The sequence below is a fragment of the Spirosoma sp. KCTC 42546 genome, from assembly GCF_006965485.1.
In the GTDB taxonomy this organism is placed as follows: Bacteria; Bacteroidota; Bacteroidia; order Cytophagales; family Spirosomataceae; genus Spirosoma.
Genome location: NZ_CP041360.1, coordinates 6,279,277 through 6,294,358 on the forward strand (window position 1 = coordinate 6,279,277; position 15,082 = coordinate 6,294,358).

At 47.1% G+C, this 15,082-nt stretch carries 16 protein-coding genes and 1 tRNA gene; 9 read left to right on the forward strand and 8 right to left on the reverse strand.

Going from position 1 to position 15,082, the window contains the following annotated elements:
• Nucleotides 1-21: 21 nt before the first annotated feature.
• Nucleotides 22-1,122: a redox-regulated ATPase YchF gene (gene ychF / locus EXU85_RS25920; protein WP_142774870.1), complete on the forward strand. Its 1,101-nt coding sequence runs from the start codon at nucleotides 22-24 to the stop codon at nucleotides 1,120-1,122.
• Nucleotides 1,123-1,207: 85 nt separating this feature from the next.
• On the opposite strand, the gene EXU85_RS25925 is transcribed toward ychF, so the two are convergent.
• A complete protein-coding gene (locus tag EXU85_RS25925) occupies nucleotides 1,208-2,521 on the reverse strand; it encodes a DUF5103 domain-containing protein (RefSeq protein WP_142776838.1) in 1,314 nt (437 codons plus the stop codon).
• Between the two features lie 157 nt (nucleotides 2,522-2,678).
• On the opposite strand from EXU85_RS25925, the gene EXU85_RS25930 reads away from it, so the two are divergent.
• Complete coding sequence (locus EXU85_RS25930) at nucleotides 2,679-3,623, forward strand: bestrophin family protein (RefSeq protein WP_142774871.1); 945 nt, start codon at nucleotides 2,679-2,681, stop codon at nucleotides 3,621-3,623.
• A gap of 37 nt (nucleotides 3,624-3,660) precedes the next feature.
• Here the strand turns inward: EXU85_RS25930 and EXU85_RS25935 are convergent, their stop codons facing one another.
• Complete coding sequence (locus EXU85_RS25935) at nucleotides 3,661-4,719, reverse strand: PA0069 family radical SAM protein (RefSeq protein ID WP_142774872.1); 1,059 nt, start codon at nucleotides 4,717-4,719, stop codon at nucleotides 3,661-3,663.
• A gap of 153 nt (nucleotides 4,720-4,872) precedes the next feature.
• Nucleotides 4,873-6,855: a ribosomal protection-like ABC-F family protein gene (gene abc-f / locus EXU85_RS25940; protein ID WP_142774873.1), complete on the reverse strand. Its 1,983-nt coding sequence runs from the start codon at nucleotides 6,853-6,855 to the stop codon at nucleotides 4,873-4,875.
• Between the two features lie 111 nt (nucleotides 6,856-6,966).
• Between abc-f and EXU85_RS25945 the strand changes: the two genes are divergently transcribed.
• The 4 genes from EXU85_RS25945 to EXU85_RS25960 all read left to right on the forward strand — a co-directional run bounded on the left by EXU85_RS25945 (nucleotide 6,967) and on the right by EXU85_RS25960 (nucleotide 9,199).
• Nucleotides 6,967-7,039: transfer RNA gene (locus EXU85_RS25945), tRNA-Thr, on the forward strand.
• Nucleotides 7,040-7,362: 323 nt separating this feature from the next.
• Nucleotides 7,363-7,719: a Crp/Fnr family transcriptional regulator gene (locus EXU85_RS25950; protein WP_142774874.1), complete on the forward strand. Its 357-nt coding sequence runs from the start codon at nucleotides 7,363-7,365 to the stop codon at nucleotides 7,717-7,719.
• A gap of 271 nt (nucleotides 7,720-7,990) precedes the next feature.
• Nucleotides 7,991-8,425 (forward strand): ester cyclase, encoded by a 435-nt coding sequence (locus EXU85_RS25955; RefSeq protein WP_142774875.1) that lies wholly within the window; start codon nucleotides 7,991-7,993, stop codon nucleotides 8,423-8,425.
• A 453-nt stretch (nucleotides 8,426-8,878) separates the two neighbouring features.
• The gene (locus EXU85_RS25960; protein WP_246859249.1) at nucleotides 8,879-9,199 is read left to right on the forward strand and encodes a hypothetical protein; all 321 of its coding nucleotides are present in this window, start codon (nucleotides 8,879-8,881) and stop codon (nucleotides 9,197-9,199) included.
• A gap of 239 nt (nucleotides 9,200-9,438) precedes the next feature.
• Here the strand turns inward: EXU85_RS25960 and EXU85_RS25965 are convergent, their stop codons facing one another.
• From EXU85_RS25965 to EXU85_RS25975, 3 genes are all read right to left on the reverse strand, one after another.
• Entirely contained in the window at nucleotides 9,439-9,915 is a 477-nt protein-coding gene (locus tag EXU85_RS25965; protein WP_142774876.1) for a DUF2269 family protein, read from the reverse strand.
• Nucleotides 9,915-10,334 (reverse strand): DUF4267 domain-containing protein, encoded by a 420-nt coding sequence (locus tag EXU85_RS25970; RefSeq protein ID WP_142774877.1) that lies wholly within the window; start codon nucleotides 10,332-10,334, stop codon nucleotides 9,915-9,917. The genes EXU85_RS25965 and EXU85_RS25970 overlap by 1 nt, the downstream gene beginning before the upstream one ends.
• Before the next feature lie 73 nt (nucleotides 10,335-10,407).
• Nucleotides 10,408-10,983, reverse strand: a complete 576-nt coding sequence (locus tag EXU85_RS25975; RefSeq protein ID WP_142774878.1) for a Crp/Fnr family transcriptional regulator — start codon at nucleotides 10,981-10,983, stop codon at nucleotides 10,408-10,410.
• 233 nt (nucleotides 10,984-11,216) lie between these two features.
• Here EXU85_RS25975 and EXU85_RS25980 point away from each other — a divergent pair, with 233 nt between their 5' ends.
• Nucleotides 11,217-11,522, forward strand: a complete 306-nt coding sequence (locus EXU85_RS25980; protein WP_142774879.1) for a hypothetical protein — start codon at nucleotides 11,217-11,219, stop codon at nucleotides 11,520-11,522.
• Between the two features lie 7 nt (nucleotides 11,523-11,529).
• Here EXU85_RS25980 and EXU85_RS25985 read toward each other — a convergent pair whose 3' ends face one another.
• Nucleotides 11,530-11,721: a hypothetical protein gene (locus EXU85_RS25985; RefSeq protein ID WP_142774880.1), complete on the reverse strand. Its 192-nt coding sequence runs from the start codon at nucleotides 11,719-11,721 to the stop codon at nucleotides 11,530-11,532.
• Nucleotides 11,722-11,992: 271 nt separating this feature from the next.
• Here EXU85_RS25985 and EXU85_RS25990 point away from each other — a divergent pair, with 271 nt between their 5' ends.
• On the forward strand, nucleotides 11,993-12,598 hold the full coding sequence (locus tag EXU85_RS25990) for a hypothetical protein (RefSeq protein ID WP_142774881.1): 606 nt from the start codon (nucleotides 11,993-11,995) through the stop codon (nucleotides 12,596-12,598).
• A gap of 229 nt (nucleotides 12,599-12,827) precedes the next feature.
• Here the strand turns inward: EXU85_RS25990 and EXU85_RS25995 are convergent, their stop codons facing one another.
• Entirely contained in the window at nucleotides 12,828-14,213 is a 1,386-nt protein-coding gene (locus EXU85_RS25995) for a serine hydrolase (protein WP_168207870.1), read from the reverse strand.
• Between the two features lie 140 nt (nucleotides 14,214-14,353).
• On the opposite strand from EXU85_RS25995, the gene EXU85_RS26000 reads away from it, so the two are divergent.
• The gene (locus tag EXU85_RS26000) at nucleotides 14,354-14,830 is read left to right on the forward strand and encodes a hypothetical protein (protein WP_142774883.1); all 477 of its coding nucleotides are present in this window, start codon (nucleotides 14,354-14,356) and stop codon (nucleotides 14,828-14,830) included.
• Nucleotides 14,831-15,082 lie beyond the last annotated feature (252 nt).

A 15,082-nucleotide genomic window follows, 5' to 3' on the forward strand; every position in this document is an offset into this window, starting at 1 on the left:
TCGCTCTTTCATAATTGAACTATGGGACTTCAATGTGGAATCGTGGGTTTGCCAAATGTGGGTAAATCGACACTATTTAATGCAATTTCGAGCGGGAAAGCCGAAGCGGCCAACTATCCGTTCTGTACAATAGAACCTAATGTAGGGGTAGTAACCGTACCCGACGAACGCCTGGACCTGCTCGAAGGGCTGGTAAAACCCCAGCGCGTGGTGCCAACCATTATCGAATTCGTTGACATTGCCGGTTTAGTAAAAGGCGCTAGTCAGGGTGCTGGGTTGGGCAATAAATTTCTGGCGAACATTAAGGAAGTCGATGCCATTGTTCACGTGGTTCGGTGTTTCGACGATGATAATATCGTTCACGTTGAAGGCAAAGTCAACCCAGTGTTCGACAAGGAGATCATCGATATCGAATTACAACTAAAAGATTTAGAGTCAGTTGATAAGAAAATTCAGCGTATCGACAAAGCTGCCCGTGTAGGCGATGCCAAAGCCAAGGCTGAACTGGAAATCCTGAAACTCTATAAAACAGCGCTTGAGGCAGGTAAAAGTGCCCGTACCGTACAGGTGTCGCCCGAAGAACGAGAAGCTGCCATTGGCGATATTTCACTCATGACCGTGAAGCCCGTTATTTATGTGGCGAATGTAGACGAAGGCTCACTACCGAATGGGAATGTGTATTCAGATGCGCTTCAGGAAGCGGTAAAAGACGAAGGCGCTGAAGTAATTATTATCAGTGCGGGTATCGAATCGCAGATTGCCGAAATGGAAGACCCCGAAGAACGAGAGCTATTCCTGGGCGAGTACGGCCTTACAGAGTCCGGTCTAAGCAAACTGATCAAAGCCTCTTATAAACTATTGGGTTTGATTACCTACTTCACCGCGGGCGTGAAAGAAGTTCGTGCCTGGACAATTCACCGGGGTTGGAAAGCCCCACAGGCTGCGGGCGTTATTCACTCGGATTTCGAGCGGAAATTCATCCGGGCACAGGTCATGAAACTACCTGATTTCTCGCAGTTCAAAACCGAAGCGGGCGTTCGTGAAGCGGGTAAACTGGCCGTAGAAGGCAAAGAATACGTTGTTCAGGACGGTGATATTATGGAGTTTCTGCACAGCGCCTAGTTGGTGGCTGGTGGAGTAAGTGAAGTGGGTGGAGTAGTTGAGTGCGTACCTATGTACCCATTCCACTTACTCCACCAATCACCAATCATTTCCGTTTATTCAACCCTATTTTCCGGTACGCAATTAACTGATCGGCGCGGGAAGCGGGTGGGCGATGGTACACAAAGACTTCATAGTCATTTTCGGTGGACGAATAGCTGCCTTCCATAAAATGCTCATCTACTTTGGGTGGTGAACCCGTGGTTTTCCCAATATAATCGTAGTTATATACGCCTTGTTTAAGCAGGATAGAGGCCCGATAGGCCCCCAGCAAGGCATCGAACGTCATGCGGTTACGGTCATTCAACTGCCAGAAATTGAATGCGCCATTCACGTATACATCCCAACCCTGTATTTCAGGTGTTTTAAGCGTAAAAACTGTCTCGATATAATCAGCGCCCGTAGCCCCATTGCCGGTTTCGCGATGGTCGATGACAAATTGACCATTGAAATCATCGCTCTGGATGTAAGGCCCCTGATTACGCGACCGATCGACCTGTACATAGACCACATTTCGGTCGGCAAGTCGGTCAATCCGATCAATATAGTTAGCGCGGGATAATACCGTTCGCGTATCAAAAAATCGGAATTCATTCCCCCCCGGCATGGTGTTACTCAGGTCAATCAGCCGATATTCAAGTGTCTGATCGAAGGCCTGTACATTGGTGGGGCGCAGTCCCCGTAGTACGCGATCATCGCGGTAATTCTGGCGAATAACTACCTTAAAATCATCCTGTGGCGAAATCACCTGATACCCCCGGTAATTAATATTCAGGTCAATTTGCTGATCGGAGAATTGGCGGGACGGGTCTGATGAGAATCGCGCTTCGGCAGCTACTGTTACCCGATTCTGGTACGTACTAAATCGCCGGGTAAAAATGATATTGTTTCGATTACGCTCGTCGTATACCACCAGCAGGTAATTACCGGGCAGTTTGACGCGGGGGAGCGTAAACCAATAATGGTAATAGGGAATTTTGGTATTAATCGAGTTCTGGTATTCCGTAATGGGGCTATCGTTGTACTCGTAGGTAAACTCAATATCGTTCAAAATAGAGCGCTGCCAATCGGCATTGCAGTGAACAAGCCGGGCACGAAACGAACGGTAGTTGGCCGTCAGGTCGTCGAATTCGAGTTGAAGGGGCACCTGTTCATCCAGCGAAATAACGGGCGGATTCAGCGTTAGGGATGGTGATGCGGCATTCCGATCAAGTTGGTTGGCACTAACCTGCGGAAACAGCAGCACCGTTTCAACTTTAGGATCATAAATATGGTCAATCGTTTCAAGTTGCTGGCCCCTGAGCGGAGCCGTTAGTATCCCCAAAAACAAAACGGCAGATAATCTGGCAAGAACACGCATCCAATCTAATTTTAGCACAATGAAGTTAAAATGGAGTTAATAAGAAAACGCTATGGAATCCACTTGATTATACAAAGTTGTCAATGTCATCGGATTTAACCGTTGTTATCATCAGCAAAATCACGTATGATTATAGTCTACTCAGCAATACAGGCATATGGTCAATTATAATCCCAAAGACTGGTTTCGGTTTATCATTACGTTTAACCGAGCCGATACAGTACGCAAGCTACTGCCAATCTTAGTAGCCGTTGGCGTTTATTCATTCATTATTGTCCACTTGCTCGAACTATTTGATTTGAGCGAAAACCCGCACCTGAAGAACTTCTCGCTCATGCACACGCTGCTGAGTTTCGTTATTTCGATGTTGTTAGTCTTTCGCACAAACACCGCCTACGACCGCTGGTGGGAAGGACGAAAATTGTGGGGCTCATTGGTGAATAACTCCCGAAATCTGGCACTGAAACTAGACCAATTGCTGGAACCTGACCAAGTTGAAGCGCGCGAGTTTTTCCGGGCTATGGTTCCCAACTTCGCCTTCGCGCTCAAAAACCATCTACGGCAACAGCCATTCGAACGCGAGTTTACGGATGCATCTTCCTTTAGCATTCAATCGCTACGCTTGAATGAACACGTTCCTCAGCAGATTGCGCTGATTATCTTCGGCAAGATCAACGAATTACAGCGCCGGAATATCCTGATTCCCGAACACCTGATACTGCTGAATACAGAAGTCCAGTCGTTGATGGATATTTGTGGAGCCTGCGAGCGGATCAAAAACACGCCTATCCCCTTTTCGTACAGCTCGTTTATCAAGAAATTCATTTTCATCTATTGCCTGACACTACCCATCGGATACGTGTCAAACCTTCATTATCTGGTCATTCCGCTGGTCATATTCGTTTTTTATGTACTGGCCAGTCTTGAGATCATCGCCGAAGAAATTGAAAATCCATTTGGTACCGACGACAATGACCTGCCCCTCGATACCATCTGCAAGGGCATTCATAAAACTGTAACGCAGTCGTTTGATCATAAACTTACGCTGGAACAGGCCGAGCAAATCAGCGAAAAACAAAAAGGATTTTCGTACGAGAAATAACGCGTGTAGTGCCGACCGTCCCGGTCGGCACTACACGCTACTCAAACAACCCCAATTGCCCCGCCGGACGGAACAAAGCCGTTGTAAGCTGTGGAGGCTGGCGATCACTAAGGAATTTCTGACAACCGATCCGGTGTAGTTGGGCGATATGCTGGGCATAGTTTCCCTGCCCCGACATGCGCGTTTTGAAGCGGGAATCGTTTAGTTGTCCCCCATGACAATCGGCAATCTGATTCAGAACGCGCTCGGCACGGTCGGGAAATGCTTGGTTGAGCCAATCGGTAAACAGAGGCCCAAGTGCTCCATTGAGTCTGACAATCGTGTAGGCAGACCAGCAAGCGCCTGCATCAGCTGCCTGTTCAATTAGTTTGGGAATTTCATGATCATTCAAACTGGGAATAATCGGTGCTGTCATAACCCCTACCGGAACTCCAGCCTGATGTAATATGCGCATCGTTTTAAATCGTTGAGCTGCCGTAACTGTTCGTGGTTCCATCAACAGCCGCAGCTTTTCGGTTAAGGTGGTAATGGAAATGGCTACATTCACCAAGTTAAGAGCAGCCATGGATTTCAGAATATCTAAATCGCGGAGAATCAGGGCGTTTTTTGTAATGATCGAAACGGGGTTTCGGTAGTGTAGGCAGAGCGCCAGCATGCGTCGAGTAAGCTGGTACGCACGCTCGGCTGGCTGGTAGCAGTCGGTGTTGCCTGAAAAATGAATGACTACGGGTTTGTACGAACGCGACTGAAATTGTTTTTCAAGCAAATCAGGTGCGTTTTTCTTGACCATGATTTTGCTCTCAAAATCTAACCCGGCAGAAAAGCCCCAGTATTCATGGGTTGGGCGAGCATAGCAGTAGATACAACCGTGCTCGCAGCCTTGGTAGGGGTTGATCGACGCCGAAAAGCCTATATCAGGGCTATTCGGGCGACTAATAATCTGCTTAGGTTTTTCTTCGAAAAATTGCGTTTTTAACGCCGGATCGGGGAAATCATCATCGCCAAAATCAGCCCCTTCTTCCAGTTCATAGCGATGAGCCGCAAATGAATTAGCGGTATTGAACTGCGCTCCCCTGCCTTTTTTGTAGTCGCCCATAATCGTACAAATAAAACATAATTATAGTTTACTTGTACGATATTACTGGTTTATAGTTTACGGTATTCGGTTTACAGTAGGCTGACGCACCAGTATCTTCTTGCGTCAGCCTACCGTAAACCGAATACCGTAAACTATAAACGATAAATCAACTTACGCTAACTTCTTCTCCCATTCTTCAGCTTCGAGCATAGCCATTTCCCACTCATCCTGCAATTGATTGATTTGGGCGGTTACGTGTCGGTACTCGTCGTTCTTGGCCTGCATCAATTTGTCATCGCCATAGGTGGCTGGATTGGCAAGCTCGGTTTCAAGCCATTTTTTCCGTTCTTCCAGTTGGGCAATTTTGGTTTCCGATTCCTGCGCCTGGCGATTCAGGTTCTTAAGCGTCTTTTGCCATTCTTTCCGTTCATCGTCCGATGCCCGGCCATTGGTGGCCTTCCCATTTGTCGATTGCCCATTTGCAGTTGGCAATGGGCTCGTTACAGGCTGCATCTTGGAGTTATCGACAGGTTGCTTCGATGGACCTATACCCTGTGCCTTACGCTCTTCCTGCCACCACTCATATTCATCGTAGGTTCCAGGATATTCTTTAATCTGCTCGTCTTCGATGTACCAGATTTTGTTGGCAATCTGCGATACGAAATACCGGTCGTGGGAAACAACCACATACGTGCCTTCGTATTGCTGCAAGGCCTGAATCAGGATATTTACCGACTGCATGTCCAGGTGGTTGGTCGGTTCGTCAAGCAGCAGGAAGTTTGCTTGTGAGAGCAATACCTTCGCCAGTGCCACACGCGATTTTTCTCCCCCCGACAATACTTTGATTTTCTTGAACACGTCATCGCCCGAAAACAAAAAGCAGCCAAGTACCCCACGCAATTCCCCATCCGACTTGGTCGGGTTTGCCTGTTTGAGTTCTTCAAGCATTGAATCCTCCACCCGAAGCGACTCTAACTGGTGCTGGGCGTAAAAGCTGAACGAGACATTATAGCCTAAAACGCGTTCGCCATCAATGGGTTCTGAACCCGAGATGATGCGCAATAGCGTCGATTTACCGCGTCCGTTAGCACCAATTAAGGCCACTTTATCGCCCCGTTCGAGACGGGCTGTTGAGTGAGTCAGGATTCGTTTTTCGCCGTAGGCCTTCGAGATATCGTCTAAGTGTAGAATATGCCGACCGGGCTGCTGCGAGAAGTTAAACTTAAAATTAACCCGAGCATTGCTATCGATCACATCATCGACAAGCTCCATGCGTTCGAGTTGTTTAACCCGGCTCTGGGCTTGTTTAGCCTTCGAGGCTTTCGCCTTAAATCGTTCGATAAAACGCTCGGTTTGCCGAATTTTAGCCTGCTGGTTTTCAAAAGCCCCCTTCTGAATCTCGTTTCGGAGGGCCTTCTCTTCCATATAGTACGAGTAATCGCCAGCATAATAATTCAGTTTCGCCCCCGACACTTCAACAATCGTATCGACCACATTATCAATGAATTCCCGGTCGTGAGAAACAACAATTACGGATCCTTCGTAGTTCTGAACGTATTTTTCAACCCACTGAATGGAGGGTAAGTCCAGGTGGTTGGTCGGCTCATCAAGCATAAGCAACGACGGTTTTTCCAGCAGCAGTTTTGCCAGCATCACGCGCATTCGCCATCCCCCGGAGAATAACTTCAAAGGCCTATGCAGATCATCTGTCGAAAAGCCAAGCCCTTCCAGAATCTCTTCGGCTCTGGACTGGATGGTATAGCCATCCAGCGCATCGAATTCCTCCTGCGCCTTGCCTAATTTATCTACCAGATCGTCGGTATAATCAGTCTCCATTTTATGGAGCAACTCCTCAATCTTAATTTGCAATTCATTTTGCCGGGCAAACGCCTGCATTGCCACGGAGAGAATTGATTCGTCGGTCTGGTATGAAAGCAGATCCTGGTTCAGGAAACCGATCGATACATCTCCTGCTTTGGAGATTGTCCCCCCATCGGGCTGGTATTCGCCATTAATAATTCGAAGTAGTGTCGATTTGCCGGTACCATTGAGGCCGATCAGACCGATTTTCTGGTTGGGCTTGATATGAAGCGAGGCATTATCGTAAAGCGCCCGGCTTCCGAGGTAATATGAGAGGTTTGTGATGGAAATCATGGATGCAAATTTACCAAAAAAAGAACGGATACTTGCGTTCTTAAATTCCAAACGGTTATATTTGCACCGCACCGGCGGCCCGGTCGCAAAAGCCACTAAAGGCAGTCATAAGCCTCCTTAGCTCAGTTGGTAGAGCACTTCATTCGTAATGAAGGGGTCGTAGGTTCAAGTCCTATAGGAGGCTCAACTTTTGAATCAAGCACTTAACAAATACGTTAAGTGCTTTTTTTTGTAAGATTGCAAAACATTTTGATGGGTTGATTTCAGACTAAACAATCGCCTGCCAAGCAAGTAGATTTATTAAAAACGAGTGGGCAGAGCCAACAAGCTTACTCACAATTATGATAGTAAAGGCTATCAAGATATTTCAGCCAATGCTTGTTGGCTTAGTCAAGCCGCTTGGTCTCCTCGACGCTATTGCCATTATGTTTTAACTAAAAAGTTCGGAGTAGTTAAAGCCCATGACAGCGACAATTAATATATTGGCACTTATACAACTAGTTCGTCATGCTTGACACTCTCAAAAAGACGACACAATTAGATGGAGATGCTTGGTTGTCATTCAGCAATATTGTGACTCACCAGCAATTGATGAAAGGCGAAACTCTAGTACAGCCTGGCCAAATTTGTAGGCATATATTCTTCCTGCAAACTGGACTTATACGGAGTTTTTATCTTAAAGAAGGGGATGAACGGAATGTAGCGTTTAGTCTTGAAAACTCGTTTCTAACGGACTTGAAAAGTTTGCGTAATCAGGAGCCAAGCGAACTAACTATCCAAGCACTTGAGCCCTCACTAGTGCTGAAAATGGCCAAAATAGACCTGATTAATCTGTATCAGCGTCTCATCAGATTGAAGCTTTAGGCAGAAAGTTAGTAGAGTCTTTTTTAGAAGAGCAGGAGGAATACGCGTCTTGGTTTACCTTGTATTCGGCTAAAGAACGCTATGATTTGTTAATTCAAAAGAAGCCTGAGTTAATTGAAAGACTTCCGTTGGGTCAATTGGCATCTTTCTTAGGAATTCGCCGGGAAACATTAAGCCGAATCCGTCGCTTGAAGTAATGCTTTTTTGACTTTTGTCACACATTTTTCGCTTACGGGCTGTCTACTTTTGCTTCCATTAAACTATAGAAGCAATGGACATAACTCAAACGAAGCAATTGGCAATCAACTTCATTGAAGAAATTTGGAATCAACAACAGTATGCTAAACTGGATGATTATCTTCATCCTGACTATGTTGACCACTCCCTACCAACGCCCCTAGCCCCCAACAGAACTGGCTTATTAAAGTGGATTCAAGCCACCAGTCAATCATTCTCGCATCAGACTGTTATCGAGGATCAAGTTACCGAAGGAGACAAGACAATTCTAAAAGTTAAACTGTTGATGACCCATATTGGGTTATGGCGTGGTATCGAAGCGACCAGGGCTCAGGTCAGCACTACAGGGTATCGATTCTACCGATTAGCCGATGACAAGATCATTGAACATTGGGCTGCCATTGACGGTACAGTGTTAGAGGCCCAATTGAAACATAAAGCAAGTGAAGGTTGCAAAATTCCGGAATAATGTATTACTATACGATCAAGCCTATTGTAACTAATAGTCTGATTTCTCGTTTAATTCACTTTCCATAAAGTGAGTTCTTCAACGGCTCTAGGAAAGGGGCAAAGTTAGCCAATCCTAAGTTTTGTACTTTTCCAGAGGTATTATATCATTTGCTTGACCATTATACGGAGGAGTACTATGAGCAGCAAAACGGTATCGAGAAAAAGGTTAGGGAGTTGAGTTATACAAGAACTACAGCCAAGTGATGGGTCGGGGACATGTTTTGAATACCACCTATAGAGTCAATAGTTGCCTTCTAAAAGGAGTAATGCTAACAACCCCTTTATAAAACGATGAAGCGATCCATTCTGCTGCTTACCCTGAGCCTTGGCCTGCTCTCCCTATCCCAGGTACAAACCTTGTATCTTTTTTGTCTTACCCTCTTCGAATACGTATTTTAGTGAGGCCATAAAAATGGCTAGCAGCTTCGTTCTCTACGATCAATTACGGGATAGGTCGGGGAGCGAAGCCTATTCGTTTCACGATATCGCCTGGGAACTCTCCGCGCTAGCGGGTCGGTCCATCGCTTACCAAAGCAGCGAGCTGGCGTCCTACATCGCGCAGAAAGTTGCCGCCGGATTCCCCGACTTCGTCGCCAACTTCTTTGCCCAGTGGGGTGCCGCCACCCAAAACGGCATGCTGGCCGGGACAGATGATACCGTCGAGCGTCTGCTTGGCCGCAAGCCAACTTCGTTGCGGGAGTACCTGAAAACGACTTACTTCTCGGGTACTTAATCGCTCATCGTGGCGGACAATACCCATGTATCAATTTATCCAGGCCAAGAATATGGTTTGTGTATGCATGTGCGATCCCGTATCGGCATGGCCACCGCTCGGGATCGCACTTCGCGGATCAATCATAGTACATTTCTTAACGCTGATCTGCTTTCCTGTTCATCCAGTAAATGGGCTAGATAGTGAAGCCCTATACCCTGGTTGTGGACAAGGGAGGGCGATCGTTTAGTTGCCTCAGGTTAAGTAAATTTAAAGACCGCCAGGATAATTATGGCTAGAAACACCAGCAGTTGAACCGTGTGAAACCAAGTCAGTTTTGTTAGGGTGGGTTGGATGGGCAAACTTAGGCCACTCCCTTCAGCAAACAGGTTGTTTCTTAACCACTTCATCTGGGGGTTGCCTACGAGCAGGCCATTCAGGGGAAGCAGCAAGATTAATATAAGTTTTACTTGAAGCCAGAACTGCTGCAAGTAAACGCCCTCGGTTAATATCATCAGACCAACTCCGGAAATGACCAATAACACCCCACCGGCTAGTAAGATCGGACCCAGTCTCGACAGGAGTCTAAATAGACCAACGGATGCTTTATCCTGCGACTTTAACAGACTTACAAACCAGCGGAATGCCACAAACTCGCTAACCGTAGTGCCGGCCATGAGCACCAAGCCGGAAAGATGCATAACCAGCAACACTTGTTGTAAAATGAATGAATCCATCAGGTCGTTGGTTTGTAACTATTTCTGAATAATAAAAAACTGGCGATGACCATGTAAACCGCCGTACCGCCATGGACCAGCAAGCGGGGCAGGTCCACTCCGTTCTGTTGGTAGATCAGCAAACAGTCGGTAAAGGGGATGATGATGGCAGCCGTAAACACGTACGCGGTCGCTTTTTTCATCCGGGTCAACCCCAAAGCCAGCAGGGCTAGGCCCGAAAAAATATCGCGTATCCCCTTTATGCGGCCGTAGGTAAGGGCTGAATCCGTCAGGGGTCCTATCCCAAAATCGTCCATGCTAAGCTGGGGAGCCAACATAAACCGGAGACCGATGAGGAGAATTGCCAGTGCGATGGACAGAGTCATCCAATAGGATGCCGACCGCCAGCCCCAGGGGGCCGGTACATGTTCTGTTTTCATAGTGTGCTTGTCGTGATCGATTCTGACCACAAAGCTCTCCACTAAAAAACAGCCGCTAGTTCACCCAGGTTAATTAATGGGTCTGGGCCATTCGTTTTCGAATGCGGCTCAGGGATTGGGGCTTGATGCCTATGTAGGAGGCAATGTAATACTGGGGAATGCGCTGAGCTATATCGGGAAACTTTACCAGAAAGGTCTGGTAGCGCTGCTCGGGAGGGTCGGTGTAGAGGGAGTTAATCTGGTGGATGGCACTCACAAAAACCTCGCTGATGGCCAGCCTTCCAAATCGTTCCCCCTCTTCAACTTGTCGATACAACAGGTCCATATTGGCTTGGCTAATGCTATAGACTATCGCGTCTTCCAGGACCTGAATGTTGGTCTGAGAGGGTTGCTGGGGCAGAAAGCTGGCGTAATCACAAACAAATTCGCCTTCTTTGTTAAAGTAGCTGGTTTTTTCCTCCCCATCGATACTGGCATAATAGCGGACCAGGCCCTTCTCAATAAAGAAGACGTTTTTGCAGACCTGCCCGGCCTGCAGAAGATGCTGGCCTTTAGTAAGATTTAGTTGTCGAACTAAAGTGGCAATGATGGCTTCATCGGCGGATGAGAGGGGAATATAGTGCTGAATGGCTTTGAGCAGTCGATCCATGTTCAAAAATAAGCATGGAATCAATTTGTTGAACAAGCAAAAAAAGAAGTATGGGTATGATCGCTGCGGAGAAGGCCTTAGGTGGCAAACGGGGGCGTCGAGCGTTTTAAACGCCATTTATCTTATTTCTTTCGTTTAAGAAGAGCCTGCCTACCAATAATTAGTTTATCCAGGTTCGCTTTAGTGTTAGTCAGGACCACACAGCCACTTCCTAGCTCAGGGAAAGCTGATATATGCGTGGGAAGCCCCGGTGTACTCCTCAGCGATTAAGCTATCGCGATTATATCCGTGCTGTAACCAGTCTCCAGGAGTCAACCAAAAACAGGATTAAGATCCAAACCATCTTTAAAGCGATACTTCAGCAGGCTAGCCAGTTGGCTAAGTCTTCGGAGTGGGTGGAGCGGGACTTGCGGTTTGAAGCGCTGGCCGAGTTCATCGAAGATCGGCGAGAATCGTTCCTGCTGGATCTGGCACATGGGGGTGTAGTGGATGACGGGGCTTTAGATCTTTATAATGAACGGGCAAGCCGTTTTACCTAAAGTTGACTCAATCGGGCCACTTTTCCAGGCCAGCAGCAATACGTAGTGCCCGTTGCACATCTTCCCAATAGTATCCGCTGTCATAACCGGTAGACAAACGGTCACAGATACTCAGAAAATCACTTGCCGCTTCAACGCGCTGTTTCTGGGTTGCTACTGGATCGGGTTGAGGAGATACTTGATCGAATACGCCTTCCATGCCAAAGATTAAGCGTTATAGACCATAAAAATCCCCATCGGTTGACCCGTTGAGGCTGAAGAAGCATATCAGTTATAAAACGGTAGTTCGGGCGATTTATTGTGATCCCTGAAACGGGAGAGGCCCTATTTATCACTTTCTTCCGGTGATTTATCTAATGGCTGCTAGTTGGCTTTATTTCAACGACCGTTCGTAAAAGGCCATAAACTAAAAATGAGCTATCAGGTCAAATAGATATGCATAGCTTGCTATAAAATAACCAATCCTAACTATGAGAAAGCTACTGCTGCTTTATCTGTTATGTCATGGCTGGTCCAGTCAAGCTCAGGCTCGACTGAATCTACCTATTGACAGATCTTTGCCCTTTAGCCGCCATACTTGGTTAGCAGGCTTTCAAATGGGGTATTCAAAGGGCACTTATAGTAATGAGCGGTATTCGGCTACTCACCTGTATGGAAGCTATTTTGTAGTTGATAAACTAGCTATTGGCTTGGCTGCCAGCCGGGGTCAGGAAAACCTTGGGGCCGCTCAGGATGTAGCTATTTCTGTAGGGCCTATGGTACGCTATCAATTCACGCGCACTCGTTTATCGCCGTTTCTAGTAGGCTCTTATCAGTTTGGGCAAGCTACTGTTTCCGGCATACGGTATAAAGTTAGTCCCTCGGGTACGACTACATCGGCTGACACGCAGAACAGACCGATTCAATCTCGTTATGTTGGTCTGGGTCTGAGCCTTCGAGTGATCAAGGCCTGTCGGCTTGATTTACTGCTTACTTGGCAAGACAAACCCGGTGCTACCGAATTAGGTTTTAACGGACAGTACAACTTATTGCAAACCCAGCTTGGGGTTAATTATTTACTTGACCGGAGACGATAGTTCTGTCGTTTGTGGATTGAACCCAAGCTCTAAAAACCCGTGTGCTACGGGTAGTCGTTGCCAGTTGTTCAAACAAGCTGTTGCGTTTAAAGAGTTGGGATATCAAAGCTCTTTTCGTCTCACTTGGGAGGGTTCTGTGAGCCCTTTGTAACTGTCAGTTACAAGATCAATTTGAGCAACTAATCTGGCAGGGGAAGCTATGCCTACCACTTTCTATACGCCATCTTTTTTACCGTACTAATTCGGCCAGATACCCTTTGGCATTTTCGTTCGTCGGATCTTTTTCAACTGCTTCCTGGTAATAAAGAATCGCCAGTTGTTTCAATCCTTGCTTGGTATAACAGTCGGCTATTAATTGATAGATATACGAATAATCGCTCAGTTTGCCGTTTAAGGTTGCGCTCAATTCGAAAAGCCGAATGGCGTCATCGTAACGCTGCCGACGCATGATGTATTTTCCTGTATTCACCAAATCCCCGATTTCGAAGCTGAGGTCATACCGATCCTGCTGATGCTCCCTGACAGCTCGGTAGAAAGCAAGTCCCTGGTTGAAATCAGCCAGTACTTTTTCGCGAAGATCCAGGTATAACGACCGTCTTGGAACCATATAGGGTTGACCCTTCAGAATAGCGATGATGCTGTTGGTCAATGCATGTACCTTAAATTGCTGGCTGTTTGTCATCAGAATAACAACGATATTGTTCTCCACATCATGCGTCATTAGCGCTTCGTAGTTGTAGTTAGAGCCATGATGCTGATGCCAGCTCAGTTTGTCGGCCTTAAAAACAGCATGGCCCAGGCTACTTTCGTTGCCGCCAAGATCGACTGCCAAGGCTTGCATGGCCGCTTTGTTGACCAATTGATAGCTATCCAGCTTAACGAGCCAGCTATACAAATCATCAATGGATAACCGGGGCCAGCCGCTCATTTGTTGATCGTAGGTGCTTTCTTTAAAATTACTGTCAAACGCCCGCGCCATTTCCGGCGCTGTTACCGGCAGATCCATGAACGTATGGTTCATCTGCATCGGTTTCAGTAGCTGGTCGGTTATAAACGCATTATACCCCTGGCCCGAAACGACCTCGATAACCCGATGTTGAAGATACACATTGCTATAGCTATAGGCATAAGCTTTCCCCGGTCTAAAGGCTAATGTTTTCAGACTTTTCAGTTCAGCAAGTAGCTGCTGATCGCTCGTAGCCCCGCTAATGGGCAGTCCACTCGTGTAGTTGATCAAGTGCTTGAGTTGGATGCTGTCGGCCCAGGCAGGTAGACCGTTCAGGTACTGACTGAGCCGGTTGTTGAGCGACAGTTTCCCCTGTTGTTGCAAAAGCAATAGGCCTACGCCGTTGAACTCCTTGGCAATGGAGCCAATGTCGAATAGCCTATCGAGGGTCATTTTTTTGCTTCGACTGCCATCGGCATAGCCAAGGCTGTTCCGGTATTGGATCGTTCCCTTATGAACAACCAGTACGTTCCCATTGAAAACGCCCAACTGATGAGCCGCCTGCATGAGTGAATCGATCCGGGTGCTGAGCTGATTCTGAGCGAACGAATGGACAGAATATAGCCCCCAAATGGACAGATAGAACAATTTTAAGCGGTAAGCGCGCATAGACATAGGCGTGAAAATCAATCAATAATACGACGGATACACGTGCTTGAACTGGTTAAACTTGCCAACCGCACGACCCGTTTGTCAACGACACCTGAACCCATTTCGGGACGCGTATCTTTGCGCATTCGCCAACGATCATGACGAGACTAAAAGGGTTGATTTCCTGGTTTAACCTGGTGGGTTTGCTCGCGTTGGCGGGCTGTCAGCAGGACTGGGCCAGACCGGAACGTATCCGCCTAAAGCTGGGAGATCAGCCGGCATGGGCGGCTTTAAACTGGAATGGCCAGGGCTGGGAGGCTACCAACGGGACATCCCACCAACAGATATTCTGGCTACGATTCCGCATTCGGCTGGATGCTGCAGGAACTGCACATAAACCGCTGGGTCTGAAGATTATCTCGCTGGGTTCTTTCGAGGCTTTCTGGGACGGACGATTGATCGGCCACAATGGTCAGGTTGGTCGTACGAAAGCCTTAGAACGCCCCGGCCATCATGCAACCTGTTGGCTCTTACCTGATTCCGATGCAAAACCTGGCCTTCATGTGCTGGCCCTAAGCGTGTCTAATTTCTATGCCCGCACGGGCTACAGTTTTTATAATAGATCGGGTAATTGAGTGCTTTGAGCTAAGGCGGATATCATCTCTTCCCCACTATCAAATAGCTGAGTGGAAATCGAGTGGCTTAAAGTTTTAAAAGCATCCAAAAATAAGTATTGGTCGTCCTCATTATTGTCGGCAACCCAAATTTGGGGTGGGTTATTAGTAGGCATAAAGCCGATTCATTTCGATTGAGCATCCGCTAATTTCGTTAGCTTTGGTGTATCTTCAAGTGCTCTCAATAATAAATGGTTTAACACCAGGACAATT